Below are 26,448 nucleotides of genomic sequence, written 5' to 3' on the forward strand. Positions count from 1 at the left end.
TCCTGTGCGCGGACGGGTGTCCGCCTGTGGACGCTTTGGCGCCGGTCGCCGATCCACAGGCGGGCGTTCCGCGATCCACAGGATCCTGTGGACGTATCACTTGAACGACTCCTGCAGACCGCTGAGGACGCGGGCGAACTCCTTGTCGCGCTCGCGCATCGCCTCGATCTTGCGGACGGCGTGAATGACCGTCGTGTGGTGCTTCCCGCCGAAGGCGCTGCCGATCGCCGGCAGGGACTTGTCGGTGAGTCTCTTGCAGAGGTACATCGCCACCTGGCGCGGGAAGGAGATGTGCTTGGAGTTGTTGCGCGACTTGAGCTCCATCGTCTTGATGTGGAAATGGCCGGCCACGACCTTCTGGATCGCCTCCAGGGTGACCGTGCGCGCGCGGTCCTCCATGAGATCCTTGAGCGTGTCCTGCGCCATCGCCAGATCGATGGGGCGGCCGGTGAGGGAGGCGTAGGCGACGAGCCTGATGAGCGACCCCTCGAGCTCGCGGATGTTGGAGCGGACGCCGCCGGCGATGAACAGCGACACGTCCTCGGGGAGAAGGACCCCCTCGGCCTCGGCCTTCTTCTTCAGGATGGCCACCTTGGTCTCGAGGTCGGGCGGCTGGATGTCGGCGATGAGGCCCCACTCGAAGCGCGAGCGCAGCCTTTCCTCGAGCGTCGGGATGTCCCTCGGCGGACAGTCGCTGGTGATCACGATCTGTTTCTGCGACTCGTACAGGGCGTTGAACGTGTGGAAGAACTCCTCCTGCGTCCGCTCCTTGCCGGCCAGGAACTGGATGTCGTCGACGAGGAGAAGATCGACGTTGCGATAGCGCTCCTTGAAGTCGATCGTCTTCTCGAAGCGGATGGAGTTGATGAGCTCGTTCATGAAGGTCTCGCTACTGATGTAGAGGTGCCTGATTCCCACCTTGCTCCGCAGCACCCGGTTGCCGATGGCCTGCATCAGGTGGGTCTTCCCGAGCCCGACGCCACCGTAGATGTACAGAGGGTTGTACGCGCTGGACGGCTGCTGGGCGACGGCGGCCGCCGCGGCATGGGCGAACTGGTTGCACGAGCTGACCACGAACGAGTCGAAGGAATAGCGCGGGTTCAGTCCGGTCCCGAGGGGACCCAGGGCGGGGACCTCGGGCGAGGTGCTGTGCCGGGACAGGTTGCCGCGGAGCGGAGGCGGATCGCCGTACGAGACGACCGTCGTCCGGCCGCCTTCGGCCTGAGCGCGGCCTTCGGAGAGGGCCCTGCCGCCGGCGGGCGCCGGGCGCGCCGACGCGCCGGGCTGGCGGCTGGTGAAATGGAGGCGCAGCTCGCCCCCTTCGATCTCCCGGGCGCTCTCCTGGATCAGCGGCAGGTAATTCCGGCTGATCCAGTCGGCGAACAGCAGACTCGGCACCTCGACGTGCAGCGTGTCCTCTGCGAATGCCAGCTGCTGCGTCGGCTTGAGCCAGGTGTTGAAGCTTTGTCGGTTGATCTTCAGCTGCAGGCTGGTGAGGATTCTGTCCCAGAGATTCATGCGCGTTCGGCTGCGTGGGCTGCTTTCGCCCGATCACTTCGCCCGAAGGCCTTGCCGGCCGCCCCTCGCCTCGAACCGTCGCTCATCTTTTCAACAGCTTTTCCACAGATGTGGAAAAGTTTCTGCGCTCCAAAATGTTGATAGGAAGCCACTTCATGTCACCGACGCCTGACGCGTGACGCGATCTTATGTCAACCGATTCCGCCTCACCCCAGATATGGGACCGACACGATCCGTGTCCGAACATCTAGGGCGCCATCGAAACACCAGGCGGAAGATTCCGTGATGAGAGACACCACGACGTCCCTCGGGATCGTTCCCGAAAATTCAGCGCGCTTCACTTGTGCGATGATTTCCGAAGCGCCCAGCCACTTGGATTTTTGTTTTCGTGATCGACTCGCACTATAGCACCGCGTCACGCGACGCTGTCAACACCCTTCTTCCCTCTGAAGAGAAACTTTTTTCCTCGACCGCGCGTTGTGTTCGACGATCTCGGAGAAATCCGCGGCGGCTTCTCCAGCCACGCGGCACAGAGGAATTGCGCCGTCCCGAGTTCTTGACAGCCCGCGCGCGCCGGGTCCATAATCCGCCCTTCCTGCAACGGAGACGATGCCATGAAGCGCACCTTTCAGCCGAACAACCGCCGCCGCAGGAAGACACACGGCTTCCGGGCCCGGATGAGCACGAAGAACGGACGCCTCGTTCTGAAGCGAAGGCGGGCCAAGGGTCGCAAACGATTGACCGTGTGAAAGGCGACGCCCGCTTCCGCCCCCAGGACCGCATCCGCAAACGCAGCGAGTACAAGGTCATCTACGACAAGGGCCGCAGGATTCCGTCGGAATCCTTCGTCCTGTTCGTGATGCGGAATGCCCAGGGCCGGCCGCGGCTGGGGATCACGGCCACGCGCCGGATCGGCGGCGCGGTGCAGCGGAACAGGGCGAAGCGGCTGCTGCGGGAAATCTTCCGCAGGCATCGACTGGAGCTCGACAGCGTGGACATCGTGGTGAACGTCAGGGCCGGACTGCCCGGGGCCGAGTACCGGCGCCTGGAGACCGAGCTGCTGTCCCGTCTGCGCCCCTTCGTCCGGACGGCTTCATGATCGCCTCCGCCGCCAGGGCTGCCGCCGTCGGCGTCATCGAGATGTACCGCCGGTTCGTGTCGCCTCTCTTGCCACGGGCTTGTAGATTTTTCCCATCCTGCTCGGAGTACGGCGCCGTCGCGATCGAGCGCCATGGTTTGAGGCGCGGCCTGTTCCTCGCCTTCGCGCGCCTGCTGCGCTGTCACCCGCTGTCCCGCGGCGGCTACGATCCCGTGCGCTGATGATGGACCGAAACACCGTCCTGGCCATCGTCCTTTCGGCCGCCGTCCTGCTCCTCTGGATGGCGCTCTTCCCTCAGCAGCCGCCCCACCCGACGCCGGAGCCACCCGGCGCGGCGCAGCCCGCCTCCACGGATAAGACCGGGACCTCCTCGACACCGCCACCGGGTGCCTCGAGGACGCCGGGACCGGGTGATTCGACGCCCAGCCTCTCCGCTCTGGGCGGCGTCGCCGGCCCGCCGGCGGCCGTCCCGGACGTGCCGCCCGGCAAGCGCCTCGAGGCCGCCGCCGAGGAAGAGATCGCAATCGACACTCCTCTGGTCGCGATCCACCTGACCAACCGCGGTGCGCGGGTGACCTCCTGGCAGCTCAAGAAGTATCTGGATGACGCCGGACATCCGCTCGAGCTCGTGTCGCGCGCCGGACGCTCCCTCGACCACCTGCCCCTGCAGTTCCTGCTCGACGACCCCGACGCGACCGACAGGCTGAAGAAGGCGCTCTTCCGCGTGAGCCGGCGCGAGGGACAGGAGGACGGCCACGATTTCACGGAAATCGCGCTCGCCTGGAGCGACGGGCAGGGCCTGGCGGCCACGAAGACGCTGCGCGTGCGGCGCGACTCCTACCTCGCCGATCTCAAATTCGCGGCCGAAGCGGGCGGAAAGGGGATCGAGCCGACGCTGGTGTGGGGGGCGGGGTTCGGCGCGCACAACGGCCAGGAAAGCGGACGGTACGCCGACACGTCGTGGGGCGTCTTCGACAGTCCGGGGCTCAAATCGCCCCAGAAGCGCCCGCAGGCCTCCCTCAAGCCGGGCCAGCCCTGGCTGGAGGAGGGTGCTGTCGCCTGGGCCGGAGTCGAGGACAAGTACTTCGCCGCCGTGTTCGTTCCACCCGGTCCGGAGCCGCGGCGCGGCAGCGCGCGCTTCGAGCTGCTGCGTCTCGTGGAGGACGGTGTGGAGCAGTTCCACCTGTCCATGGCGATCGGGGTGCCGGGCGATTCGGAGATGCGGCTGTTCGTGGGCCCCAAGGACTACGACATCCTCAAGGGGCTGGGCATCGGCCTGGACCGGCTCCTGGATTTCGGCTTCTTCGGCGTCGTGGCGCTTCCGCTGTTCTACGCGATGAAGGTCCTGCAGCGCTACATCGGGAACTACGGCTGGGCGATCGTCCTCCTGACGGTGGTGTTCCGGGTGCTGTTCTTCCCGCTCCTGTACCGCGGACAGATCAAGATGCGCGTCATGCAGGAGAAGATGAAGCGCGTCCAGCCGAAGGTGAAGGCGATGCGCGAGCGCTACCACAGGCTCGAGAAGAAAGAGGCGGAGCGGGGAAATGTCGGCGCGCGGCAGAAGCTGCGCCAGGAGATGAACGAGGAGCTGATGAAGCTCTACAAGGAGGAGGACATCAACCCGCTCGGCTCCATGTCGGGCTGCCTGCCGCTTCTCCTCCAGCTTCCGATCCTCTACGCCTTCTACACGATCCTGTCCATCTCGATCGAGCTGCGGCACGCCCCGTTCATGCTCTGGATCAAGGACCTGTCCCAGAAGGATCCGTACTACGTCACGCCGATCATCATGGGCGCCACGCAGCTCGTCCAGCAGGTGATGACGTCATCGTCCATCCCCGACCCGGCGCAGCGCCGCATGATGTACCTCATGCCGATCATGTTCACCTACATCTTCCTCAATTTCCCCTCGGGGCTGGTGCTATACTGGCTCGTCAACAATCTCCTCGGGATCGCGCAGCAGTACCTGATCAACCGGCAGGCGGTCAACGACAAGGCCGCCGCATGACCCGGTGTTTCGGCGCCGGGACCCGAAGAGGACGGCGGCATGCTCGATGATCCGGGCGGCGAGACTCCCGGCGAAGACGCGGGCTTAGCACCCGCGGCCACGACCGGCGAGGTCGAACGACTGACCGATCGGGTCCTGGGCGGGCTGGGTCTCGACGTGCGGGCGAAGGCGACCGACACGGAGACTGCCGTCCTGGTCGATCTCACAGGCAGCGACCGCGATTACCTGCTCAGCCGCAAGGGTGAAGGGCTGGGCGCCCTGCAGTACCTCCTCAACCGCATCATCTACAAGGGTCGGAAGGGCAAGAAGATCCAGGTCGATTGTGGCGGCTTCCGCAAGCTGCACGAGGACGAGATCGTCGAGATCGCCGTGCGCTCGGCGGAGAAGGCGAAGGCCCGGGGCGAGGAGTGTCTCTTGAACCCCATGAACCCGTACGAACGGCGCCTCGTGCACATAGCGCTCGCCGAGCTCGGCGGTGTCGAGACCAGGAGCGTCGGAGACGGCTTCCTGAAGAGGGTCGCCATCGTGCCCGTCGCGAAGACCGGAACGGCGGGCGGGCAGGACGATCGCTCCTGAACTCCCGCGTGCAGCGCGAAGACCGCCACCCATGATCGAGCTCCGCCCACTCCCCCCGGCCGCTCACGACGACGTCGAGCCGTCCGCGGCGGTCGATCCGGAGACCATCGTCGCCATCTCCACGCCGCCCGGCCGCGGGGGGATCGGTGTCGTCCGGCTGTCGGGCCCGCGGGCCGCGACCCTCGCCCGCTCGCTGTTCCGTCCGGCCGCGGCGATCGCCGCTCCCACGGCGTCGGGGCAGGCGGTATTCGGCCGCTTCGTCGACGCGGCGGCGGACACCATCGACCACGGCTACCTGGTCGTGTTCCATCCTCCGGCGACCTTCACCGGGGAAGAGACGGCCGAGCTGTGGGCGCACGGCAGCCCCGCGGCGCTGCGTCTCCTGCTGTCGACAGCCGTCGCGGCCGGGGCCCGGCCCGCGACTCCTGGGGAATTCACGCTGCGCGCCTTCCTGAACGGCCGGATCGACGTGACCCAGGCGGAGGCGATCCGCGACCTGATCGAGGCGCGCACCGCGTTCCAGGCCAAAGTGGCCCACGACCAGGTGCGCGGCCGGATATCGGAAGCGGTCAACCGTCTGAAGGACCGCCTGGTCGAGCTCGTGGCGCGGCTCGAGGCTTCGATCGAGTTCTCGGAGGAGTCCGAGGCCGGGCGCTTCCTGCCGGACGAGGGGGCGTGGCCCGAGGCGCGCTCGCTGAGGGAGGGGATCGAGACCCTGGCGGGCACCTACGAGCGCGGGCGGCGGGTGCGTGAAGGGGCGACGGTCGCCCTGGCCGGCCCTCCGAACGCCGGCAAGTCGAGCCTCTTCAACCGTCTGCTCGAGGAGGACCGCGCCATCGTCACGCCGGTCGAAGGGACCACGCGCGATGTGCTGGAGGAAACGCTCGATCTGGGGGGCGTGCCGGTGACCCTTCTCGACACCGCGGGGCTGCACGCGCCGCGCGACGAGGCGGACGCCGAGGCGGTGCGCCGGGCGCGCGGCGCGCTCGAGTCCGCCGACCGCGTGCTCCTGGTACTCGACTGGTCGCGACCTCTCTCGGAAGAGGAGAACGGTCTCCTGGACGCCGTCGCGGACGGACGCTGTCTCGTGATCCTCAACAAGATCGACCTGGCCTGCGGCCTCGGCCTGGACACGGTGCTCCGGCTGAAGCAGAGGCGCGGCGCTCTCGAGGTGTCGGCGAAGACCGGGCAGGGGATCGAGACCCTGCGCCGGGCGCTCGGGCAGGCGGTCGCTCTGGAAGGGGTCGTCGGGCGCGAGGAGACCTTCGTCACCAACGTGCGGCACCGCGATCTGCTGGTGCGGGCGGCCGCGGCGCTGGCGCGCGCCGAGGAGGGGGCACACCGCGGCGTGTCGGACGAGTGTCTCCTCCTGGACTGCCGCGAGGCGCTCGACCGGCTGGGGGAGATCACCGGGGAGGTCGGCATCGACGGGATCTACGAGCGCATCTTCCTGACATTCTGCATCGGCAAATGAGCGAGACCGGACGGGACCGTTTCGATGTCGTCGTCATCGGCGCCGGCCACGCCGGCTGCGAGGCGGCGCTCGCCGCGGCGCGCCTGGGGTGCGAAACGGCGCTCGTGACGCTCGATGCGGACGCCGTGGCGCGCATGTCGTGCAATCCGGCGATCGGGGGCCTGGCCAAGGGACACCTGGTACGCGAGATCGACGCGCTCGGCGGCGAGATGGGGCGCGCGATCGACGAGACCGGCATCCAGTTCCGCCTGCTCAATGCCAGTCGCGGCCCCGCCGTCCAGGCGCCGCGCGCCCAGGCCGACAAGGAGGCCTACTCGCAGAGGATGCGGCGCGTGGTCGCGACGACGGATCGACTCAGGCTGGTCGAGGGAGAGGTCGTCGACCTCCGTGTCGAGGACGGCATTCTGCGCGGTGTCGTCATGGCCGCCGGCCGGACGCTCGAGACCGGCTGCGCGGTGGTCACGACCGGCACGTTCCTGCGCGGTCTCCTGCATGTCGGTCTCGAGAACCGAGCGGGCGGCCGCGTGGGCGAGGGGGCCGCCGTCGGCCTGTCGGAAGCCCTGGCCAGGCTGGGCTTTCCGATGGGGCGGCTGAAGACCGGCACGCCGCCGAGGGTCCTGAGGAGCTCGGTCGATTTCGACGTCCTCGATCGGCAGCCGGGCGATCCGGAGCCGGTCCCGTTCTCCTTCGAGACCGACTCGATCACGACGACCCAGGTCGATTGCCACATCACCTTCACGAACCCTGGAACGCATGCCATCATCCGCGGGAGTCTCGACCGATCCCCTCTGTACACCGGGCGGATCACCTCGACCGGTCCGCGCTATTGCCCGTCGATCGAGGACAAGGTCGTGCGCTTCGCCGACCGCGACCGGCACCAGATCTTCGTCGAGCCGGAGGGACGCGATCATCCGTGGATCTACCTGAACGGCATCTCCACCAGTCTGCCGGCCGAGGTGCAGCTCGAGATCGTGCGCTCCATCCACGGCCTGGAGCATGCCGAGGTGGCGCGCGCCGGCTACGCCGTCGAGTACGACTTCGTGCAACCGACCGTGTGCCGGCACACGCTCGAGACGAAATCGGTGCGCGGCCTGTTCCTGGCGGGGCAGATCAACGGCACGACCGGGTACGAGGAGGCCGCGGCTCTCGGTCTGATGGCCGGGATCAACGCGGCCCTCCTGGTGCGGCGCGAACCGCCGCTCGTCCTGTCGCGCGGGGAGGCCTACATCGGGGTGCTGGTGGACGACCTGGTCCTGAAAGGGACCGCCGAGCCTTACCGGATGTTCACCTCGCGCGCCGAGTACAGGCTGCTGCTGGACATCGACAGCGCCGATCTGCGTCTCACGGGGCACGGCCGTCGCGTCGGCCTCGTCGGCGACGAGCGCTACGCCCGCTTCGAGGCGCGGCGCGACGGTGTGCGTTCGTTCGAGCGCCTGCTCGAGACACTCACCCTCACGCCGAAGGAGGAGACGCGACGGAGGGCGGAGGAGACGCTCGGTGTCCGCATCCTCGAGCCGACGACGCCGGCCCTTCTCCTCCGCCGCAGCGACGTGAGCATCGAGGCGATGGAGCGTTTCCTCGGTGACGCGGCCCCGCAGGGGCTGCGGCGGCGCGACCGTCTCTACGTCGCCAATCGCATGCGGTACGGCGGTTACATCGAAAGACAGCAGAAGGACCTGGAACGGCTCCGGCGGGAAGAGGGACGTTGCATCCCGTCCGGCTTCGAGTACGAAGGGATCCCCGGTCTGTCGCGCGAGGTGGTCGAGAAGCTGCAGCGCGCACGCCCGGCAACCCTGGCCCAGGCGGCCCGCATCTCGGGAGTCACGCCGGCCGCGCTCAGCCTGATCAATATCTATCTGGAGAAGGGGCGAAGGGCGGCTACTTGCGAGGCTGGAACAGGTCCTTCACGTCCACCCCGAAGAACTGATAGCCGCTGTACCTCAATATAGTCTGGCTCTCCCATTCCTCATCCCCCTGAAGATCGAGAGTGAAGCGGCGAACCTCGACCTGGTCGGGCAGGGAAATATCGTGTAATTCATTGAGAAAAGTGATGTTATACCTCGAGCCGCGGGGCTTCTTGCCCATCGGATAGATGAGGAAACGGGGGCCCTGGCGATAGGCCTTCAGCTCCTCCTTCAGCCTGTCGGTCTGGTTGCCCGGCTCGGCCTCGACCTTGAGAATGTTCGAATTCTCCGCATCCACCCAGATCCTGCCTCCCCATTCGTAGATCGTCTTTCCCGCAGTGAACGGCAAGGGGGCCGAGAACGCCAGGATGTACGCCTGGCGGAGCGAGAACCACTCCTCGCCGGCGTATTTGAATCGGAACAGGTGCTGGCGGTCCGGCGCGAACATCAGGGTCCAGGAGTAGGCGTCCGGGAAGTCGAAGTCCAGGCTCGCCTCGGCGACCGTCTTGCCGAGACGTCCGGTGTGGATCTGGCGGTACGGCCTGTAACGCTGCTCTTCTGCCTGGACGTACATGTAGTCGAAGCGCCGCTCGTTGCGCTGATCCTCGGTCGTGCGGATCGATTCGATGCACACGAAGCGCAGGGCGATCGCCTCGTAGGCGTGGGCCCTCTCACCGAGGCGCCGCAGGAGATCGTCGAGGTCGACCGTCGCGGGGACCTGCTCCGGTACCGACATGGGGGGCGTGCGGCCCGGTGCGGGCGCCGGCGTCCGCGAGGGGGCAGGCGCCGCGGCCCCGGCGGCGACCACGAGCGGGGACAACGAGACGAGGAGGACAAGACTGGCCGGACGACCGACGCGCATGCGCCCCTCCGGTGATGATGCTACCCTTCCGCGGGTATGGTAGCCGCATTCACCGAAACTCTCCTCAAAATTGCCCGCGCGGCGGGCCGGTCCCTGTCGGATCAGGAGCTGAGCCGATTCGAAGCCCACCATCGCCTCTTGAAAGCGTGGGGCCGGCGGATGAACCTGACCGGGCTCAAGGACGAATCGATGATCGCCAGGCGGCACTTCCTCGAGCCGATTGCCATCGCCGACCTCCTGGATGACGAGGGGAGGCTCGTCGATCTTGGATCAGGCAACGGGTTTCCGGCCGTGCCGCTCAAGGTCCTGCGCCCGGGGCTGGAGCTGGTCCTCGTCGAATCGTCGGAGAAGAAGTCGGCGTTCCTCTGGGCCGTCATCCGGGAACTCGGGCTGAGGGAGGCGCGCGTCGAAACGAGGCGCGTGCGACGCCTCGCCGACCTCGCGGATCTGCTTCCCTGCCGTTACCTCACCCTGCGCGCCGTCCGTGCGGACGATCTCCTGAAGGGGAAGGGGATCCGTATCCTCGTTCCGGGGGGCAAGGGTCTCTTCTTCGTGACGACGGACGAGGTGGAGCGCCTCCGACGGCACACGCCGTTCCAGGGGCTCCGGCTCTCGGAGACGAGACCCCTGCCTTCGGATCCTCGCTCTGTCCTCGCGATCTTCGAGCCCGGCCCGGCCTGAGGGCTCTCCCGGCAGGAGATCGTGGGGCGGATGCCGGGATGTTCCACGTGGAACATGCCGGGACCTGTCCACCCACGCTTGGGACCGGCGGCGATGTTCCACGTGGAACATCTCGAAGAGGCTCGTCGACCCGATCGACCGGTCCGGATCGCGTGGCGCGTGTGCTAACCTGCGCGCCACATGGGACGAATCATCGCCATCGCGAACCAGAAGGGGGGGGTCGGCAAGACCACGACCGCGGTGAGCCTGGCGGCCGCTCTGGCGATCGCCGAGCGCTCGACCCTTCTGGTGGACATGGATCCGCAGGCCTCCTCCACGAAGGCCCTGGGGTTGAAGCCGAACCCGGGGGGGGAGATGTACGGGGTCATGTCCGGCGAGGGAGGAATCGACCAGGTGCTGCTCCGCACGGAGCTCGAGTTCCTTTGGGTCGCTCCGGCCAGCCGGGACCTGGTCGGAATCGAAGTCGAGCTCATCAATGTCGCCGGTCGCGAGTTCCGCCTCAGGGAAGCGCTCGCACCGGTGCGCGACCGGTTTCAGTACATGCTGGTGGATTGTCCCCCGTCGCTCGGCCTTCTGACGATCAACGCCCTGGCCGCCGCCGACGGAATCCTGATTCCGGTTCAATGCGAGTACCTGGCGCTCGAAGGTGTCTCGGAGCTCGTGGAGACCCTCTACCGGATCCGGGCCTCGCTCAACCAGGGGCTCGAACTGGACGGTGTCCTGCTCACCATGTACGACGAGCGCACCAACCTGTCCCGTCAAGTGGTCGCGGACATACGCTCCTTCTTCAAGGAGAGGGTGTACCGGACCATCGTCCCGCGCAACGTCAGGCTGGGGGAAGCGCCCAGCTTCGGCAAACCGATCATGCTGTACGACATCCGGTCCAAGGGTTCGGAGTCGTACCTCAACCTCGCCCGCGAGGTCATCAGGCGCTATGAAAAGACAGGCACTCGGCAAAGGACTGAGCAGTCTCATCCCTGAGCCGGCCCAGCCGGCCGACGCCGGGCTGTTGATGCTCGACGTGAAGCGGATCCAGCCCAGCCGCTACCAGCCGCGCGTCGATTTCAGCGGCCTCGAGGGACTGGTCGACTCCATCCGCGAGAACGGCATCGTCCAGCCGATCATCGTGAGGCAGGAGGCGGACGGATACCGGCTCATCGCGGGGGAGCGCCGCTGGCGCGCCGCCCAGGTCGCGGGGATGGAGCGGATTCCGGCCATCGTCAGGAAGGTCGCGGACGACCGGCTTCTCGAAATCGCCCTGATCGAGAACATCCAGAGGAAAGAGCTGAACCCGATCGAGGAGGCGCGAGCCTACGAGGTTCTCCTGCACGACATGAAGCTGTCCCATGCCGACGTGGCAAGGCGCGTGGGGAGGGATCGCTCCTCAATATCCAACTCGTTGAGACTATTGAAGTTACCTAATAAAATCCAGAGCCTCGTGAGGGATGGAAGTGTCTCCCTGGGTCACGCGAAGGTGATCATGGCAATTTCCGACGCGGAGACACAAATTAAGGTCGCCGACGAGGTGGTCCAGAACCTTCTCTCGGTCCGCGAGACCGAGGAGAGGGTGGCCGGGCTGATCGACCGGAGCGGCAGGAAGGGGCGCAGGACGCCTCCGCTTCGAACCGCGGCCGTGGATCCGAACGTCGCGGCGGCCGCGGAAAGGCTGACGCGGGCGCTGGCCACGAAGGTGCGCATCGCGAGGAAAGGGAAGGGCGGCAGGATCGAGATCGACTTCTACAGCGACGACGAGCTGCAACGACTCTACGAGTTCCTGTTGACCGCGGAAAAGGGGCACTGAAAGGGCCCGCCGCAGGGGGGCGGAAGCGATGAAGGGAGGATTCGTCATGCCGTTCAGCAAGGACGCCTTGCTCAAGGACCACGTGGCCCAGGACGACATCAGCGGGTTCCTGGCGGAAGGGACGGAGATCCACGGGGAGATCCGCTTCAGGGATGTCCTGCGCGTCGACGGGAAGATCGGCGGCAAGATCATCTCGGAGAAGGAGCTGGTCGTAGGCGAGTCGGGCGAGGTCGAGGCGGACGTCGACGTCGGGGTGCTGTCCGTGAGCGGCAAGGTGAGCGGGACGATCCACGTCAAGGAGAAGCTGGAGATTCATCCGACCGGCCGGGTCGTCGGTGATATCACACTCGAGAAGCCGAACCTGGTGATCCACGAGGGGGGCGTGTTCGAGGGGAACATCGACATGAACGCCGGCAAGAAGAAGGATGTCCGCGACACGTCCTCCAAGGACGCGGACGTCGAGCCGATCAGGCGGCACGGCTCGACCAACTGATCGCCGGCGTCCGGGGACGCCGCGGCACCCTCAATCTGATTCCGAATCCGCCGGAGGCTCCTGGACCCGTTTCGAGGAACGGGGATCGAGTCCTTCTCCCTCACGCAGTTCGTAATGCACGCGGTAAGCCCTTCCTCCTTTCACCTCGAACTTCACGCGCAGCGTCTGGTAGCCGGGACGGCCAAGCTCCAGGGTGTGGGTCCCGGTCTTCAGCCACAAGGGGTACGCCCGCGAGTTGAAATCCCGCGCCTGGCCCACGTTCGTGCCGTCGACGATCACGTCCGCTTTCCGGGGGCTGACGTGCAGCTCCACCGGCGCAGCGTTGCGCGGCGGGAGCTGGGCGTAGCCGCCGTAGAACGGTGGACCGTACGCGTAGGAGATCCCCCAGCCGAAGCCGGAGTAGGGGTACCAGAAGGGGTCCCAGTAAAACGGACCTCCGAAGGCCGCCCGGAAGACAACCGCTCTCTGCCGAACGACCCCCGGACCCCGGACGGCGCCGCGGACGCCGGCCAGCGCCCGCGTGGTCCCGAAGAGCAGCAAGGAAGAGAGCGCCAGAGCCAGCGTCATGTGCTGTCGTGCGCGTCGCATCGCAACTTCTCCTTTCCAGTGCCGGGGGCGGCTGGAATCCCGTCTCGCGGCCTTGCCCGGCACACCTGCTTTACACCCTGATGGTTCAGCAACCGGCGTGCCAGGAGGCCGCGCCGATGCTGCATTCTATGGAAGCCGGCCCAGGCGCGAAACCGGCGGAAATTCGCGGATCCGCAGAGAGTGAAAGCGGCGCGCCGATCGCATCGCGGGGCGGGCGCGGGGTCGGTCGTGCCGGCCGTCCTCCGATGCGTACGGCCTGACCGGTCGAGCGCGTCGGAATGGCGCTGTCGCCGCTCTCCAGGCCGGCGCTAACCCTCGCCGTCGTTGACACTTCGCCGGGGCGTATGCTACTTTGCGCCGTTCCCGAAGCATTTGCCTCCGGCGTCCTTCAAGTCCCGGCCGCCGGTCCTTCCCTGTCGGGAGAGCACGAGTGCAGCCAGTCGCCGTCGCGAAGCGGTACGCGCGGGCCCTCGCGGACTACGCCGAAACGAAGCCCGGAGAGGCCGGCCGGTCCGGCAAGAAGGACACGTCCAGTCTGGAGCCGCTTCTGTCCGAGCTGGCTCTGGTCCGCCGCGTCCTGGACGGCGATCCGAAGTTCGCTCGTTTCTTCGCCGATCCCTCGATCGACCAGAAGGACAAGAAGGCGGCCCTGGAGGCCATGGCGCGGAAGGGGAAGCTGAGCGACGCCATGCGCAATTTCCTCCTCCTGCTCGTCACCAACCGGCGCCTCGGGGCGCTCGGAGAGATCGTGCGGGCCTTCGAACAGGAGAAGGACGAACGGCTGGGAATCGTGTCGGCGGAGACCACGACCGCGGTGCCGCTGTCGGCGGCCGAGCTCAGGCGGTTGCGGGAGGCGCTGGAGACGATGACCGGGCGAACCGTGAAGATCACACAGCGCGTCGACCCCGCCCTCCTGGGGGGCGCGCGCACGCGGATCGGGTCGAAGATCTACGACGGGACACTGAGGCGCAATCTCGAGGCCCTGCGCGAGAGGCTGGTCGGAACGCACTGAGACCGGTGCGCGGCCGGGAATTTCCTGAGGAGACAGCGACGTGGCCGAACTGAAGGCTGACGAAATCACCAGCGTCCTGAGGCAGCAGATCGAAGGGTTCAAGGCGGGCGTGGACGTCTCGGAAGAGGGGACGATCATCTCCGCCGGGGACGGCATCGCCCGCATCTACGGCCTGGAGAACTGCATGGCGGGGGAGCTCCTGAAGCTGCCCCACAACGTCTATGGCATGGCGCTGAACCTCGAGGAGGAATCGGTCGGCGCCGTGCTGTTCGGCGAGTTCTTCAAGGTCATGGAAGGGGACACCGTCAAGCGGACCAGGCGCATCATCGAGGTCCCGATCGGCGAGGCGCTGATCGGAAGGGTGGTCAATCCGCTGGGCCAGCCGCTGGACGGCAAGGGGCCGATTGCGACGACCCGGACCGGACCCCTGGAGCGGATAGCGCCCGGTGTCGTCGATCGCCAGCCGGTGAAGGAGCCGCTGCAGACCGGCATCAAGGCGATCGACGCGATGATCCCGATCGGCCGGGGACAGCGGGAGCTGATCATCGGCGACCGCCAGACCGGCAAGACCGCGATCGCCATCGACGCCATCCTCAACCAGAAGGACACCGGGGTCATCTGCATCTACGTGGCCATCGGCCAGAAGCGCTCCACCGTGGCGCAGGTGGTCAAGACGCTCCAGGAGGGCGGGGCGATGGCCTACAGCATCGTGGTGAGCGCCTCGGCCTCCGAGCCGGCCACCCTGCAGTACATCGCCCCCTACGCCGGCTGCGCCATGGGCGAGTACTTCCGCGACAACAAGAAGCACGCGCTCCTGATCTACGACGATCTCAGCAAGCATGCCGCCGCGTACCGCGAGATCTCGCTGCTCCTGCGCCGGCCGCCCGGGCGCGAGGCGTACCCGGGGGACGTCTTCTATCTGCACTCGCGCCTCCTGGAGCGCGCCGCCAAGCTGAGCGATGCCCTCGGCGGCGGCTCGCTGACCGCCCTGCCGGTCATCGAGACCCAGGCGGGGGACGTGTCGGCGTACATCCCGACCAACGTCATCTCGATCACGGACGGTCAGATCTACCTGGAGGGGGATCTGTTCTATTCCGGCATCCGTCCGGCGGTGAACGTCGGGATCTCGGTGAGCCGCGTCGGCGGCAACGCGCAGATCAAGGCGATGAAACAGGTCGCCGGCACGCTCCGCCTCGACATGGCGCAGTACCGCGAGCTGGCGGCATTCGCGCAGTTCGGGTCGGACCTCGACAAGGCGACACAGGCGCAGCTGGCGCGTGGGCAGCGGCTCACCGAGATCCTCAAGCAGCTGCAGTTCCGGCCGCTGCCGGTCGAGAAGCAGGTCATCGCCATCTTCGCCGGGATAAACGGCTACCTCGACGACCTGGAGCTGCCGAAGATCCGCGTCTTCGAGGAGGCCCTCTACAAGTTTCTCGACGGCGCCGGCCGTCCCGTGGGACGCAAGCTTCTCGAGAAGAAGACGATCGACGACGAGATGAAGGCGGAGCTGCGCAAGGCCCTGGACGACTTCAAGAGCGATTTCGCGGCCAGGGTGGCGGCCGCCTAGGGACACACTCCCAGCCAACCATGGCCAACGTCCGCGACTATCGCACCCGCATCCGGAGCGTCAAGAGCACGCAGCAGATCACGCGCGCCATGAAGATGGTGGCGGCGGCCAAGCTGCGCCGCGCGCAGGACCGCATCCTGGCGGCGAGGCCCTACGCCCGCAAGATGCTCGAGGTGCTGTCCTCCCTGGCGGCGCGCGCCAACCCCGAGAAGCATCCGCTGCTGGTGCGCCGCTCCGAGGGGAAGGTGCTGCTGGTCGTGGTCGCCGCCGACAAGGGTCTGTGCGGATCGTTCAACACGAACATCGTCAATCGGGCGCGCGCCGTCCTGGACGACCTGGCGGCTTCCTCCGGGCCGGCGGCCGGGACGATCCTGGTGGACATCATCGGTCGCAAGGCGCGCGACTGGTTCCGGCGGCGCCCGTACCCGGTGCGGCGCGTCCAGGTGGACCTGATCAGGGACGTGTCGCTCGAGGACACCCGGGGGATCGCCACCGACCTGATCGAGCAGTTCACGAGCGGGGCGATCGACTCCGTGCGGCTGGTGTACAACGAGTTCAAGTCGGTGATCCAGCAACGGGTCGTGGTGGAGCCGCTCCTGCCGATCCCGCGGGGCACGTTCGGCCCCGGGGCGTTCGAGGCGCCCGACGCGGCCGCCCCGGCCCTCGAGGACTACATCTACGAGCCGGATCAGGAGGCCCTGTTCGCGGCCCTCCTGCCGAAGCACGTGATGATCCAGGTGCACCGGGTGCTTCTGGAATCGGCGGCCGCGGAGCACGGCGCCCGCATGACGGCCATGGAGAACGCCACGCGCAACGCGGGCGAGATGATCGACTCGCTGACGCTGCAGATGAACAAGATCCGCCAGGCGTCGATCACCAAGGAGATCCTGGAGGTCGTGAGCGGCGCCGAGGCCCTGAGGTAGCGGTGGAGCTCAGTCCAAGGCGGGACGGGATGAGAACGCGCCTGAGACCGGGGGAGGATCTGGTGGCGGTCGTGCGCCGCCATGTCGTCGTCCTCGGTGGTCCGTTCGCCGTGGGGCTGTTCCTGTCCGGGTGTCTGATCGGGGCCTTCTTCGTCAGGAGGCCGTACGTTCGGCCGGCCGCCGCCGTCCTCCTTCTGCTCGCGGCGGCGTGGGGGCTGTGGCGCTGGCTCGAGTGGCGGGCGGACCTGTGGGCGGTCACGTCGCAGCGGGTGATCGACGAGTCGGGGGTCCTGACGGTGCGCGCCGTCGACAGCCCGCTCGACAAGATCAACGAGGTCACCAGCACGCAGTCGATCTGGGGGCGGATGCTCGGGTACGGAGACCTGAACATCCAGACGGCGGCGGAGGTCGGATCGACCACGATCGAGACGGTGGCCCGCCCGATGGAGCTCAAGGAGACGATCCTGGAGCAGCAGGAAAGGGCCCGCTACAACGTCGCGGCCCGTCAGGCCGCGCCGTTCGTGGCCGCGGCGGGAGGACAGGGGCGCGCGACGGTGCTGTCGGCGGCGGGTGCCGTGCCGGATGCGGCGAGGGACGACATGCGGGAGTGTCCGTATTGCGCGGAAACGATCAAGGCGCGGGCGAAGGTCTGCCGCTTCTGCGGCCGAAGCCTATGAGGAGAGATCGCGGATGAACGTCGGAAAGGTCGTGCAGATCATCGGTCCCGTCGTGGACATTCAGTTCACGGACGAGAACATTCCCCAGATCTATACCGCCGTGCGGATCACCAGCGAAGGGACCGAGGCGCCGGTCCCCGTCGACGTGACCGCCGAGGTGGAGCAGCACCTCGGCGAGGGGCGGGTGCGCTGCGTGGCCATGGAGCCGACCGACGGGATGGTGCGCGGCATGAAGGCGATCGATACGGGCGCCCCGATCATGGTTCCCGTCGGCAAGGAAACTCTCGGACGGGTGATCAACGTACTCGGGAAACCGGTGGACAAGATGGGTCCCGTCAACTCCAAGACGATGCTGCCGATCCATCGCGAGGCGCCGTCCTTCGAGGAGCAGAGCACGGAGCTGCAGATGTTCGAGACCGGGATCAAGGTCATCGATCTGCTCGAGCCGTACCTGAAGGGGGGCAAGACCGGCCTGTTCGGCGGCGCGGGGGTCGGCAAGACGGTCCTGATCCAGGAGCTGATCCACAACGTCGCCATGAAGCACGGCGGCGTGTCGGTCTTCGCCGGTGTCGGCGAGAGGACGCGCGAGGGGAACGATCTCTGGCTCGAGATGAAGGAGTCGGGCGTCATCAGCAAGACCGCGCTGGTCTACGGCCAGATGACCGAGCCGCCGGGCGCGCGTCTGCGTGTCGGGTTGACCGGTCTCACGGTCGCCGAGTATTTCCGCGACCTGGAGGGGCAGGACGTCCTGCTGTTCATCGACAACATCTTCCGCTTCACGCAGGCCGGCTCGGAGGTCTCGGCGCTCCTGGGCCGGATGCCGTCGGCGGTCGGGTACCAGCCGACGCTGGCCAGCGAGCTGGGCGAGCTGCAGGAGAGGATCACCTCCACCGTGAAGGGCTCGATCACCTCGGTGCAGGCGATCTACGTGCCCGCGGACGACTACACCGATCCGGCTCCCGCCACGACCTTCGCCCATCTCGACGCGTCGACCAACCTGTCCCGCAAGATCTCCGAGCTGGGTATCTACCCCGCCGTCGACCCCCTGGCCTCGACCTCGCGCATCCTCGATCCGCGCGTCGTCGGACAGGAGCACTACGACACGGCGCGCGGCGTGCAGGGGATCCTGCAGCGCTACAAGGACCTGCAGGACATCATCGCCATCCTCGGGATCGACGAGCTGTCGGAGGAGGACAAGATCATCGTGGCGCGGGCTCGGAAGATCCAGAAGTTCCTGTCGCAGCCGTTCTTCGTCGCGGAGCAGTTCACCGGGCTGAAGGGGAAATATGTGCCGATCGCCGAGAGCGTGCGCTCCTTCAGGGAAGTCCTCGAGGGGAAACACGACGATCTGCCGGAGCAGGCGTTCTATCTGGTCGGAGCGATCGACGAGGTGCGCGACAAGGCCGAAAAGATGAAGACGGCCGCCTAGGAAAAAACCGATGCCTCTGCCCGAATCGATCCACCTGGAAGTCGTGACGCCCGACAAGCGCGTGGTCAGCGAGGTCGTCGACGCGGTCGTCCTCCCCGGCAGCGAGGGGTCGCTCGGAGTCCTCCCCGGCCACACACCGTTGCTCACGACCCTGGGCATCGGCGAGCTGGCGTACAGTCGCGGCGGCGCGAAGGGATACGTGGCCATCGCCTGGGGGTTCGCCGAGGTCCTGCCGGACCGGGTCAGCGTGCTCGCGGAGATCGCCGAGCGTGCCGAGGGGATCGACCGCGAACGGGCCGCCCTGGCCCGCGACCGCGCCCTGAAGCGTCTGCGCGAGCGCGCGACGGACACCGATTTCGAGCGCGCGCAGGTCGCCCTGCAGAAGTCGATCATCCGCCTCCAGATCAGTCAGGGGATCGGGCCGAACGAGCCTTCCTGAGGCGCAGCCGGGTCCGTGCCCGGGCGGCCCCGCCCCGGCCCGCGAGGACGAAGCATGCAGGCGCCGCCGAGACTCTCGATCGTCATTCCCGCCTACAATGAACAGGCCCGGATCCTCGGAAGCCTGAAGGCGGCGGAGGCCTATCTCCTCAAGGCCGAGGAGGCGGCCGAGATCGTGGTCGTGGACGACGGCAGCGGGGACGGCACCGCCGAAATGGTGGAGCGCTTCGCGCGCGACCGGCCTCAGGGCGGGCCGGTCTCGGCCAGGCTCCTTCGCAACGGCCGAAACCGCGGCAAGGGGTACAGCATCAAGCACGGGGTCCTCATGGCCCTGGGGGACCTGGTACTGATCTCCGACGCCGATTTCTCGACGCCGATCGACGAACTGCCGGTCCTGAGGCAGGCGGTGGAGAACGAGGGATACGGCATCGCGATCGGCTCCCGCGGGCTCGAGGCGTCGCGCGTGGAGATCCACCAGGCCGCCTGGCGGGAGATGATGGGGCGCGGATTCAACGCCCTGGTGCGCCTCCTGACCGGCCTGCCGTTCAGGGACACGCAGTGCGGCTTCAAACTGGCGCGCCGGCAGGAGGTCCTGCCGCTGTTCCGCGCCGCGCGCGTCGAGCGCTTCGCCTGGGACGTGGAGATCCTGTACCTGGCCCGGAAGGCGGGCGTGCGGGTGCGCGAGGTGCCGGTGCTCTGGCGAAACGCCGCGGGGACGAAGGTCAACGCCCTCATCGACCCGTTCGACATGCTCAAGGACATCGCGCGGGTTCTCGTGCGCGACCGGCTCGGACGATATGGGCGGCTGGGCGCACGGCCGGAAGGCGGGGACGCGAGGACATGAAGAGGCGGGGCTCCCCGGCGAAGATCGTGAAGGCGCCACGCGCCGCGGCCCGGGTGCGTCTCCAGCAGAAGCGCGGTCGCGCGGTCGTCTTCACGAACGGCTGCTTCGACCTCCTGCACGCCGGCCACGTGGCCCTTCTCGAGGCGGCCCGCGGCCAGGGGGATTTCCTGGTCGTCGGCGTGAATACAGATCCCTCTGTTCGCCGCCTGAAGGGGAGGGGCCGGCCGATCGTCCCGCTCCGGGAGAGGATGGAGGTCCTCGCCGCCCTGCGTTCCGTCGATTGCGTCGTCCCGTTCGCTGAACCGACACCCGCGCGACTCGTCGCTCGGCTTCGTCCGGACGTCCTGGTCAAGGGCTCCGATTACCGCGTGCCGGAGATCGTCGGACGCGAAGTCGTCCTGGCCAGGGGCGGAAGAGTGGTGACGGTGCCGTTGCGGCGCGGCCGCTCGACCACCGATTTGATCCGCCGGGTGCTGCGTGCGGCCCGCTGATCCGGAAGGGGCCCCGACCGGACCACGGTTCCGGGAGGGTCTGTCTGTGAGCTCCGTCCTTCATTCGCTTCTCGATTTCGCGGCGCGCGACCGCGAGGTACGCCCCGTCATCGAAGAGATGGCCCGCGACGGCGGGCGCCGCGTCGCGCTGGCCGGATTGAACCCGGCGGCGGCCGCGGTCCTGGTCGCGGGGCTGGTGGATCGGTCGCCGACAGGGAAGATCCTCCTCCTCGTCCCCGGGGAGAAGGAGTCGGAGCAGTTCCGCGCCGACCTGGACTTCGCGTCGACCGCCCGGCGGGGCGGGGGGGCGCGGGTGCACCTGTTCCCCTCTCTCGAAGCCGACCCCTACCAGGAGCTGTCGCCTCACTTGATGGTGGCCTGCGAGCGGGAGCAGGCGCTGCGCGCCCTGCGCGATCCGGGACCGGCCATCGTCGTCGTTCCGACGCGCGCCCTGATCTCCCCTCTCGCACCCGCCGAGGTCTTCGACGCTCACCGCTACGAGCTCCACGAGGGGCGTCCGCTGCGGCCGGACGAACTCTCCGAATTCCTCCTGGAGGCCGGATACGTCCGGGTCGACCTGATCTCCGCCATGGGGGAGTTCTCGCGTCGCGGCGGGATCATCGACTTCCATGCCCCCGGCGGCGTGGCACCGGTGCGCGTGGAGTTCTGGGGTGAAGAAGTCGAATCGCTGCGCACCTTCGATCCGGCCACGCAGCGCTCGACCGGCCGGATCGGAAAGGCCTCCGTCCCTCCGGTGCGGGAGTACCCCTGGTCCAGGGCGGCGCTCGAGAAGCTGCGTGTCGTTCTGGAGTCGCGGCGGGCCTCACGCGGGACGAAGGCGCGGCGGCTCGCGGAGCACGACGACCTGGCGGCCCGCACCGAGACGCTCCAGGCCGGCGGGACATTCGCCGGCTTCGAGGCCTGTGTCCGGCTGGTGGAAGAGCGTCCCGCGTCGCTCTTCGATTACGCCCCGCGCGCCCTCCTGGTCTCCTGGGAGGAGAGCCAGGTGCTGTCCGACCTGGAATCGGTCTACGTCGAGATGCACGCCTCCTTCGACCTGTCGGAGGACTACGGCATGCCCCCTCCGGAGGACCTGCTCCTGCCGCGCGACGAGCTCGGCCCCAGGGCCCGGCAGGCGCGCCTTCGATTGTCGGAGCTGGCCCTCGAGGAGGGACACGAAAGGGTGGTGCGCGTCCCCTGCGCCCCGGCCCGCGCCTACAAGGGGCGCATCCAGGACCTTGCTTCCGACCTGAAGCAGGCCCCGCCCGCGACCACGACGGTGTTCCTCATGGAAAGCGCCGGCCGGATCGAGAGGCTCAGGGAGGTCCTGCGGGAGTACGACCTCCCCGCCGCGGTGCTGGTGGAGGGGGAGGCGCAGGAGGCGGCACACGCGGCCCCCGCCTCGTCGCTTTTGATCGTCCCCGGCCGCCTGTCGCAGGGGTTCGTGCTGCCGGGCGCGGATCTCAGCGTCCTGACCGAGCGCGAGGTGTTCGGCGAGCACGCCGAGCACGAGACCCGCAGGCGGAAGGTGGCCGCCTTCAGCCCCGATTTCCGCGACCTCAAGGTCGGCGATCTCGTCGTGCACGTCGACCACGGCATCGGGCGATACGCCGGGATCGCGCGCGTGGGAGAGGACGGGGCGTCCCGCGATTTCATGCTCCTGACCTACGAGGGGGGCGACCGCCTGTATGTCCCGGTCGACCGGCTGGATCTGGTGCAGCGTTACTCCGGCGTGGCGGGCCAGAGACCGCACCTGGACCGGCTCGGCGGTCCGGGATGGGAGCGCACGAAGAAGAAGGTCAGGAAGGCGATGCAGGAGATGGCGGGGGACCTCCTCGATCTCTACGCCGCGCGGGCCGCGGCGCGCGGCCATGCCTTCCCGGAGGACACCGCCTGGCAGAAGGAGTTCGAGGACGCCTTCCCCTACGAATTGACGCCCGACCAGGCGCGGGCGGTGACGGACGTCAAGGCGGACATGGAGAAGGAGGGGCCGATGGACCGCCTCATCTGCGGCGACGTCGGCTTCGGAAAGACCGAGGTGGCCATGCGCGCCGCGTTCAAGGCGGTCATGGACGGCAAGCAGGTGGCGGTCCTCTGCCCCACCACCGTCCTGGCGTTCCAGCACCTCAACACCTTCCGCGAGAGATTCTCGTCCTGGCCGGCGGTCATCGAGATGATCTCGCGCTTCCGCTCGCCGCGCGAGCAGAAGGCGATCCTGCAGGCGGTCGCGGCGCGCAAGGTGGACGTCCTGATCGGCACGCACCGGCTGCTGTCGAAGGACGTGAAGTTCCACGACCTCGGTCTTCTGGTCGTGGACGAGGAGCAGCGCTTCGGCGTGGCGCACAAGGAATCGATCAAGGCGATGAAGAAGGACGTGGACGTCCTGACCCTGACCGCCACGCCGATCCCGCGGACCCTGCAGATGTCCCTGGCCGGCATCCGCGACATGTCGGTCATCGAGACGCCGCCGGAGAACCGCCTGGCGATCCAGACCGCCATCGTTCCGTTCAGGGAAGGGGTGATCGCCGCCGCCATCCGCAGCGAGCTGAAGCGCGGCGGGCAGGTCTACCTCGTGCACAACCGCGTCGAATCGATCGGATCGATGGCGAACTTCATCCGGAGGCTTGTTCCGGAGGTCCGGCTGGGGGTGGCCCACGGCCAGATGAGCGAGGGGATGCTGGAGCGCACGATGCTCGCGTTTCTGTCCGGCGAGTTCGACGTCCTCCTGGCGACCACCATCATCGAGAACGGCCTGGACATCCCGCGGGTCAATACGATCATCGTCAACCGCGCCGACCGCTTCGGCCTGGCGCAGCTCTACCAGCTGCGCGGCCGCGTCGGCCGATCCGATCGCCGCGCCTACGCCTACCTCGTGGTCCCGGCGCGCAAGGCGCTGGCCGCGGTCGCCCGCCGCCGGCTGAAGGCGTTGCAGGAGTTCTCCGAGCTCGGTTCCGGATTCCGCATAGCCGCCATGGACCTCGAGATCCGCGGCGCGGGGAACCTCCTGGGGGCCGAGCAGAGCGGTCACATCGCCGCCGTCGGGTTCGAGATGTACTGCCGCCTCCTCGAGAGGACCGTGCAGGAGATGAAGGGGGAGACGGTCCGCCCCGAGGTCAAGGCGCAAATCAACCTGGCGGTGGACATCAAGATCCCGGAGGACTACATCCCCGACTTCAGCGAGAGGCTCGTCCTCTACAAGAAGATCTCCTCGGTGGCCGGCGAGGAGGAGCTGGCGCGCATCCGCGACGAGATCCGCGACATTTACGGAGAGATCCCGAGACCCGCCGAGAACCTCCTGGCCCTGGGGGCCGTGCGTCTCCTGGCCGACCACCTGCAGATCCGCGCCATCGACTACGCATCCGGGCGCGTCCAGATCCGGTTTTCGGAGGAGGCCACGACCCACCCGGACGTCCTGGTGAGTCTCGCCTCGAGCCGTCCCGGCGTCAGTCTCACCCCCGCCGGGGTCCTGCGCCTCGATCTGGACGGCGCCCTGGCCCCTCCCGGGACGATTCGGCCCGCCGTCGACCAGTGGCGCATCGCCGCGGTTCTCGACCTCTTGAAGTCGATCCGGACGGGTGATAGCATGCGGCCTGCTTCGCAGCCTACCGCTGTCGGGCCACCCGCCGAGGACAGGTGAGGAACCGGACGCCCCAGGAGAACGATCGAGCCCAGGTGCGCGGCCTGCGGCGATGTGCGTGCGCCGCGGCGGTTCTCCTCCTGCCGCTTTCCGCCTGCACCGGAAAGACCGGGTCGGCGCCCGAGGCGGGAGCCGCCTCGACACCGGCAACGACGCGCGCCCAGGCGATGCTCGACGCCCAGGTCATCGCCACCGTGGGGGGCGATCCCATGCCGCTCAAGGCGTTCGATCGCTACCTCGCCGACAACGCCGGCGACTCCGAGGACGACGACGCCGAGCAGAGCAACGCCATCAAGAGCCGCCTCCTCGACCAGATGCTCGAAGAGCAGCTCCTGCTGCGGGCCGCGAAGGGGCTCGGCGTCACGGTGTCCGAATCGGAGATCGACGACTACCTGAGCCAGATCGGCGTCAGCGAAGGAGAGGCCGAGGTCGCCGGTTCGGAAGGGAAGGAGGCCTTCCGGGACAAGGTCCGCCAGAGCCTCGTCCTCCAGAAGGTGAAGGACAAGGCGGTCCTCAGCAAGGTCGAAGTAACGCCGGGGGAGGTCGACGACTATCTCAAGAAGCAGCCCGAGACCGCCCGCGTTCCCCGTTCGGTTGTCCTGCGTCAGATCCTGATCGATGATAAGAGCCTGGCCGATAAGCTGTCCGCCCAGCTGGCGAAGGACCCTTCGAAGTTCGAGAGTCTGGCCCGGGACAACTCGGCGGCGCCGGACAAGGGGCAGGCCAGGGCCTTCGGCGAGGATGATCTGCCGGCCGAGATCAAGGAGGCCGCCTTCAAGCTGGAGCCGGGGCAGGTCAGCCCCGTCGTGGAATATGCCGGGATGTACCTCATTCTGCAGCAGGTGCGCACGATGGAGGCCAAGGATGCCGATCTCACGGACGTCCGCCGCCGCGCCCAGCTGGAGCTGTTCCGCAAGAAGGGGGAGCAGGCTCTCGAGCGCTACATCGCCGACCTCAAGAAGGACACGGAGATCCATGTCAATCGCGCCGTTCTTCCCTTCGACTACACGGGCGAGTACAGGAATTAGACCCCCCGCCGCCCGCCTGCTCCTCCTGGCCCTCGTTCCCATCCTCGGCGTCATGACAGAGGCGCGGGCCGCAATCGTGGAGGAGATCGTCGCCAAGGTGAACAACCGCATCATCAGCAAGAGCGAGTTCGAGGAGCGCAGCTCCTACATCCTGAAGCAGATCTACCAGCAGTATTCCGGCGCCGATCTCGACAAGCACCTCCAGGACGCGCGCGAGACGATGCTGGCCAACATGATCACCGAGCTCCTGCTGGTCGAGAGGTCCCAGACCCTCCTCGACCTCGACAAGGTGCGCAAGAACCTGGTGGATGATTTCCGCAAGCAGCAGAACATCGCGAGCGACGAGGATCTGGAGCGTCTCCTCAAGGAGCAGGGAATGACCCGCAAGGATCTGGAGGAGCAGCTCCTCCGCCTGGCGGTGCCGCAGGAGATCATCAATTACGAGGTGCGCCGGAAGATCAGCGTCAGCGATGCCGAGATCGGCCAGTACTACGATCGGCACCGGAAGGACTGGGAGACGTCGCCGACGGTCACCTTCAACGAGATCGTCCTGTTCTACGAGGATGCCAACCGGCCCGAAGTGGTGTCACGCGCCGAGGGCATCGTCCGCGAGGCGCGCGGCGGGACGGAGTTCGGCGAGCTGGTGCAGAAGTACTCCGAGGCCCCGAGCAAGGAGAGCGGCGGCTTTCTCGGTCCCCTGTCCGCCGCCGACCTCCACCCGACGATCGCGGAAACGGCCTTCAAGCTCCAGGTGGGCGACATCGGCGACGCGATCGACACCGGCCACTCGCTCCACATCATCCGGCTGGTGGGAAAGACGGACCGCGTGGTCAAGACCCACGACGAGGTCAAGGACACCATCGCGAAGGCGGTGCGCGAGGAGAAGTTCCGCCCGCGCTACGAGCGCTACATCAGGAAGCTGTGGAAGGAGAGCCAGATCGAGGTTCTGCCGAAATACGAGCAGTTTCTCACCTGGTCGCCGTTGAAGAGTGCGAAGGCGGGCGAGGAGAAGCTGCCGGTGGGCGCCCCAGGGGCGGAGCCGGAGGGTCCGGTCCCCTCCCCGGTCGGACCCGCGCCCGGGACGCAGGCGCCCGCCCCCCCACTCCCGGAGGCTCCGCCGGTGCCGGCCCCGTCACCGGCGCCATAGGCCGAGTTCCGTGCCGCCGCGCCGATGAGTCGCTGGAGGCTTGCGGGGATTCTTTGGAGTTGGCCTCCCGGCGATCCTGTGCTAGCATGACGTTCAGGTAAACGTCCCCAGGTCTCAACCAGCCGGAACGATCTTTTCGATTCTGGTGCGAGTTCTGTACCGGGCGCTCGGGGCCCCGGTCAGGATCCTCGGGAACCAGCCGTAACTCCAAGCCCGGAGCGTGGCGCGGGCGTGACCGCGCAGAACGTGAGGGA

25 protein-coding genes are annotated in these 26,448 nt (G+C 67.6%); 22 read left to right on the forward strand and 3 right to left on the reverse strand.

All coding sequences use genetic code 11. The annotated features are described in order from the left end of the window. Nucleotides 1-96 precede the first annotated feature (96 nt). Nucleotides 97-1,518, reverse strand: coding sequence for a chromosomal replication initiator protein DnaA (gene dnaA / locus VEW47_03500; GenBank protein HYS04236.1), 1,422 nt, complete (start codon nt 1,516-1,518; stop codon nt 97-99). A 614-nt stretch (nt 1,519-2,132) separates the two neighbouring features. Between dnaA and rpmH the strand changes: the two genes are divergently transcribed. From rpmH to mnmG, 7 genes are read left to right on the forward strand one after another with little or no spacing between them, the layout of a single operon-like run. Then, nucleotides 2,133-2,267, forward strand: a complete 135-nt coding sequence (rpmH, locus tag VEW47_03505) for a 50S ribosomal protein L34 (GenBank protein HYS04237.1) — start codon at nt 2,133-2,135, stop codon at nt 2,265-2,267. Continuing rightward, nucleotides 2,264-2,617: a ribonuclease P protein component gene (rnpA, locus tag VEW47_03510; protein ID HYS04238.1), complete on the forward strand. Its 354-nt coding sequence runs from the start codon at nt 2,264-2,266 to the stop codon at nt 2,615-2,617. The genes rpmH and rnpA overlap by 4 nt, the downstream gene beginning before the upstream one ends. Continuing rightward, nucleotides 2,614-2,838 carry a membrane protein insertion efficiency factor YidD gene (gene yidD / locus VEW47_03515; protein HYS04239.1) on the forward strand — a complete coding sequence of 75 codons (225 nt, stop codon included), beginning with the start codon at nt 2,614-2,616 and terminating at the stop codon, nt 2,836-2,838. Before rnpA ends, yidD begins: the two co-directional genes overlap by 4 nt. Continuing rightward, a complete protein-coding gene (gene yidC / locus VEW47_03520) occupies nt 2,838-4,622 on the forward strand; it encodes a membrane protein insertase YidC (GenBank protein ID HYS04240.1) in 1,785 nt (594 codons plus the stop codon). Before yidD ends, yidC begins: the two co-directional genes overlap by 1 nt. Nucleotides 4,623-4,661: 39 nt before the next feature. Further along, complete coding sequence (locus VEW47_03525; protein ID HYS04241.1) at nt 4,662-5,198, forward strand: R3H domain-containing nucleic acid-binding protein; 537 nt, start codon at nt 4,662-4,664, stop codon at nt 5,196-5,198. 31 nt (nt 5,199-5,229) lie between these two features. Further along, the gene (mnmE, locus tag VEW47_03530; GenBank protein ID HYS04242.1) at nt 5,230-6,672 is read left to right on the forward strand and encodes a tRNA uridine-5-carboxymethylaminomethyl(34) synthesis GTPase MnmE; all 1,443 of its coding nucleotides are present in this window, start codon (nt 5,230-5,232) and stop codon (nt 6,670-6,672) included. Further along, nucleotides 6,669-8,621, forward strand: coding sequence for a tRNA uridine-5-carboxymethylaminomethyl(34) synthesis enzyme MnmG (gene mnmG, locus VEW47_03535; GenBank protein ID HYS04243.1), 1,953 nt, complete (start codon nt 6,669-6,671; stop codon nt 8,619-8,621). The genes mnmE and mnmG overlap by 4 nt, the downstream gene beginning before the upstream one ends. Here mnmG and VEW47_03540 read toward each other — a convergent pair. Then, the gene (locus tag VEW47_03540) at nt 8,551-9,438 is read right to left on the reverse strand and encodes a hypothetical protein (protein ID HYS04244.1); all 888 of its coding nucleotides are present in this window, start codon (nt 9,436-9,438) and stop codon (nt 8,551-8,553) included. The two genes, mnmG and VEW47_03540, sit on opposite strands and share 71 nt — an antisense overlap. Nucleotides 9,439-9,474: 36 nt before the next feature. Between VEW47_03540 and rsmG the strand changes: the two genes are divergently transcribed. The 4 genes from rsmG (at nt 9,475) to VEW47_03560 (ending at nt 12,413) form a co-directional block, all read left to right on the forward strand. After that, nucleotides 9,475-10,119 carry a 16S rRNA (guanine(527)-N(7))-methyltransferase RsmG gene (gene rsmG, locus VEW47_03545; GenBank protein ID HYS04245.1) on the forward strand — a complete coding sequence of 215 codons (645 nt, stop codon included), beginning with the start codon at nt 9,475-9,477 and terminating at the stop codon, nt 10,117-10,119. A 180-nt stretch (nt 10,120-10,299) separates the two neighbouring features. After that, nucleotides 10,300-11,100 carry a ParA family protein gene (locus VEW47_03550; protein HYS04246.1) on the forward strand — a complete coding sequence of 267 codons (801 nt, stop codon included), beginning with the start codon at nt 10,300-10,302 and terminating at the stop codon, nt 11,098-11,100. Further along, nucleotides 11,054-11,920 carry a ParB/RepB/Spo0J family partition protein gene (locus VEW47_03555; GenBank protein ID HYS04247.1) on the forward strand — a complete coding sequence of 289 codons (867 nt, stop codon included), beginning with the start codon at nt 11,054-11,056 and terminating at the stop codon, nt 11,918-11,920. The genes VEW47_03550 and VEW47_03555 overlap by 47 nt, the downstream gene beginning before the upstream one ends. Before the next feature lie 46 nt (nt 11,921-11,966). Then, a complete protein-coding gene (locus VEW47_03560) occupies nt 11,967-12,413 on the forward strand; it encodes a polymer-forming cytoskeletal protein (GenBank protein ID HYS04248.1) in 447 nt (148 codons plus the stop codon). 30 nt (nt 12,414-12,443) lie between these two features. On the opposite strand, the gene VEW47_03565 is transcribed toward VEW47_03560, so the two are convergent. Then, complete coding sequence (locus VEW47_03565) at nt 12,444-13,001, reverse strand: PEGA domain-containing protein (protein HYS04249.1); 558 nt, start codon at nt 12,999-13,001, stop codon at nt 12,444-12,446. Between the two features lie 430 nt (nt 13,002-13,431). Here VEW47_03565 and atpH point away from each other — a divergent pair, with 430 nt between their 5' ends. The 11 genes from atpH to VEW47_03620 are packed head-to-tail and all read left to right on the forward strand — an operon-like array spanning nt 13,432 to nt 26,194. Then, a complete protein-coding gene (gene atpH, locus VEW47_03570) occupies nt 13,432-14,013 on the forward strand; it encodes an ATP synthase F1 subunit delta (protein ID HYS04250.1) in 582 nt (193 codons plus the stop codon). 40 nt (nt 14,014-14,053) lie between these two features. Beyond that, complete coding sequence (atpA, locus tag VEW47_03575) at nt 14,054-15,580, forward strand: F0F1 ATP synthase subunit alpha (GenBank protein HYS04251.1); 1,527 nt, start codon at nt 14,054-14,056, stop codon at nt 15,578-15,580. A 20-nt stretch (nt 15,581-15,600) separates the two neighbouring features. Beyond that, a complete protein-coding gene (gene atpG, locus VEW47_03580) occupies nt 15,601-16,503 on the forward strand; it encodes an ATP synthase F1 subunit gamma (GenBank protein HYS04252.1) in 903 nt (300 codons plus the stop codon). A gap of 29 nt (nt 16,504-16,532) precedes the next feature. Then, nucleotides 16,533-17,180, forward strand: coding sequence for a PH domain-containing protein (locus VEW47_03585; GenBank protein HYS04253.1), 648 nt, complete (start codon nt 16,533-16,535; stop codon nt 17,178-17,180). A gap of 13 nt (nt 17,181-17,193) precedes the next feature. Continuing rightward, on the forward strand, nt 17,194-18,609 hold the full coding sequence (gene atpD, locus VEW47_03590; GenBank protein HYS04254.1) for a F0F1 ATP synthase subunit beta: 1,416 nt from the start codon (nt 17,194-17,196) through the stop codon (nt 18,607-18,609). A gap of 16 nt (nt 18,610-18,625) precedes the next feature. Then, nucleotides 18,626-19,048, forward strand: a complete 423-nt coding sequence (locus VEW47_03595) for a F0F1 ATP synthase subunit epsilon (protein ID HYS04255.1) — start codon at nt 18,626-18,628, stop codon at nt 19,046-19,048. 54 nt (nt 19,049-19,102) lie between these two features. Next, the gene (locus tag VEW47_03600) at nt 19,103-19,891 is read left to right on the forward strand and encodes a dolichyl-phosphate beta-glucosyltransferase (protein ID HYS04256.1); all 789 of its coding nucleotides are present in this window, start codon (nt 19,103-19,105) and stop codon (nt 19,889-19,891) included. Further along, on the forward strand, nt 19,888-20,382 hold the full coding sequence (rfaE2, locus tag VEW47_03605; GenBank protein HYS04257.1) for a D-glycero-beta-D-manno-heptose 1-phosphate adenylyltransferase: 495 nt from the start codon (nt 19,888-19,890) through the stop codon (nt 20,380-20,382). Before VEW47_03600 ends, rfaE2 begins: the two co-directional genes overlap by 4 nt. Before the next feature lie 46 nt (nt 20,383-20,428). Beyond that, on the forward strand, nt 20,429-24,019 hold the full coding sequence (gene mfd, locus VEW47_03610) for a transcription-repair coupling factor (GenBank protein ID HYS04258.1): 3,591 nt from the start codon (nt 20,429-20,431) through the stop codon (nt 24,017-24,019). Then, nucleotides 24,016-25,047: a peptidyl-prolyl cis-trans isomerase gene (locus VEW47_03615; GenBank protein ID HYS04259.1), complete on the forward strand. Its 1,032-nt coding sequence runs from the start codon at nt 24,016-24,018 to the stop codon at nt 25,045-25,047. The genes mfd and VEW47_03615 overlap by 4 nt, the downstream gene beginning before the upstream one ends. After that, nucleotides 24,995-26,194, forward strand: coding sequence for a peptidylprolyl isomerase (locus tag VEW47_03620; GenBank protein HYS04260.1), 1,200 nt, complete (start codon nt 24,995-24,997; stop codon nt 26,192-26,194). Before VEW47_03615 ends, VEW47_03620 begins: the two co-directional genes overlap by 53 nt. The last annotated feature ends 254 nt before the right edge of the window (nt 26,195-26,448 follow it).

This window comes from Candidatus Dormiibacterota bacterium (genome assembly GCA_035635555.1).
Taxonomy (GTDB): Bacteria; Acidobacteriota; Polarisedimenticolia; order Gp22-AA2; family Gp22-AA2; genus Gp22-AA3.

Excerpts from the sequence above, each read along its gene's own strand:
- VEW47_03560 (HYS04248.1), top strand. The coding sequence starts at position 11,967 with ATGCCGTTCAGCAAGGACGCCTTGCTCAAGGACCACGTGGCCCAGGAC.
- rpmH (HYS04237.1), top strand. The coding sequence starts at position 2,133 with ATGAAGCGCACCTTTCAGCCGAACAACCGCCGCCGCAGGAAGACACAC.
- VEW47_03555 (HYS04247.1), top strand. The coding sequence starts at position 11,054 with ATGAAAAGACAGGCACTCGGCAAAGGACTGAGCAGTCTCATCCCTGAG.
- VEW47_03540 (HYS04244.1), bottom strand. The coding sequence starts at position 9,438 with ATGCGCGTCGGTCGTCCGGCCAGTCTTGTCCTCCTCGTCTCGTTGTCC.
- VEW47_03600 (HYS04256.1), top strand. The coding sequence starts at position 19,103 with ATGCAGGCGCCGCCGAGACTCTCGATCGTCATTCCCGCCTACAATGAA.
- dnaA (HYS04236.1), bottom strand. The coding sequence starts at position 1,518 with ATGAATCTCTGGGACAGAATCCTCACCAGCCTGCAGCTGAAGATCAAC.
- yidC (HYS04240.1), top strand. The coding sequence starts at position 2,838 with ATGATGGACCGAAACACCGTCCTGGCCATCGTCCTTTCGGCCGCCGTC.
- atpD (HYS04254.1), top strand. The coding sequence starts at position 17,194 with ATGAACGTCGGAAAGGTCGTGCAGATCATCGGTCCCGTCGTGGACATT.
- VEW47_03585 (HYS04253.1), top strand. The coding sequence starts at position 16,533 with ATGAGAACGCGCCTGAGACCGGGGGAGGATCTGGTGGCGGTCGTGCGC.
- yidD (HYS04239.1), top strand. The coding sequence starts at position 2,614 with ATGATCGCCTCCGCCGCCAGGGCTGCCGCCGTCGGCGTCATCGAGATG.
- atpG (HYS04252.1), top strand. The coding sequence starts at position 15,601 with ATGGCCAACGTCCGCGACTATCGCACCCGCATCCGGAGCGTCAAGAGC.
- mnmG (HYS04243.1), top strand. The coding sequence starts at position 6,669 with ATGAGCGAGACCGGACGGGACCGTTTCGATGTCGTCGTCATCGGCGCC.
- VEW47_03620 (HYS04260.1), top strand. The coding sequence starts at position 24,995 with ATGTCAATCGCGCCGTTCTTCCCTTCGACTACACGGGCGAGTACAGGA.
- VEW47_03550 (HYS04246.1), top strand. The coding sequence starts at position 10,300 with ATGGGACGAATCATCGCCATCGCGAACCAGAAGGGGGGGGTCGGCAAG.
- VEW47_03525 (HYS04241.1), top strand. The coding sequence starts at position 4,662 with ATGCTCGATGATCCGGGCGGCGAGACTCCCGGCGAAGACGCGGGCTTA.
- rfaE2 (HYS04257.1), top strand. The coding sequence starts at position 19,888 with ATGAAGAGGCGGGGCTCCCCGGCGAAGATCGTGAAGGCGCCACGCGCC.
- rsmG (HYS04245.1), top strand. The coding sequence starts at position 9,475 with ATGGTAGCCGCATTCACCGAAACTCTCCTCAAAATTGCCCGCGCGGCG.
- VEW47_03565 (HYS04249.1), bottom strand. The coding sequence starts at position 13,001 with ATGCGACGCGCACGACAGCACATGACGCTGGCTCTGGCGCTCTCTTCC.
- mnmE (HYS04242.1), top strand. The coding sequence starts at position 5,230 with ATGATCGAGCTCCGCCCACTCCCCCCGGCCGCTCACGACGACGTCGAG.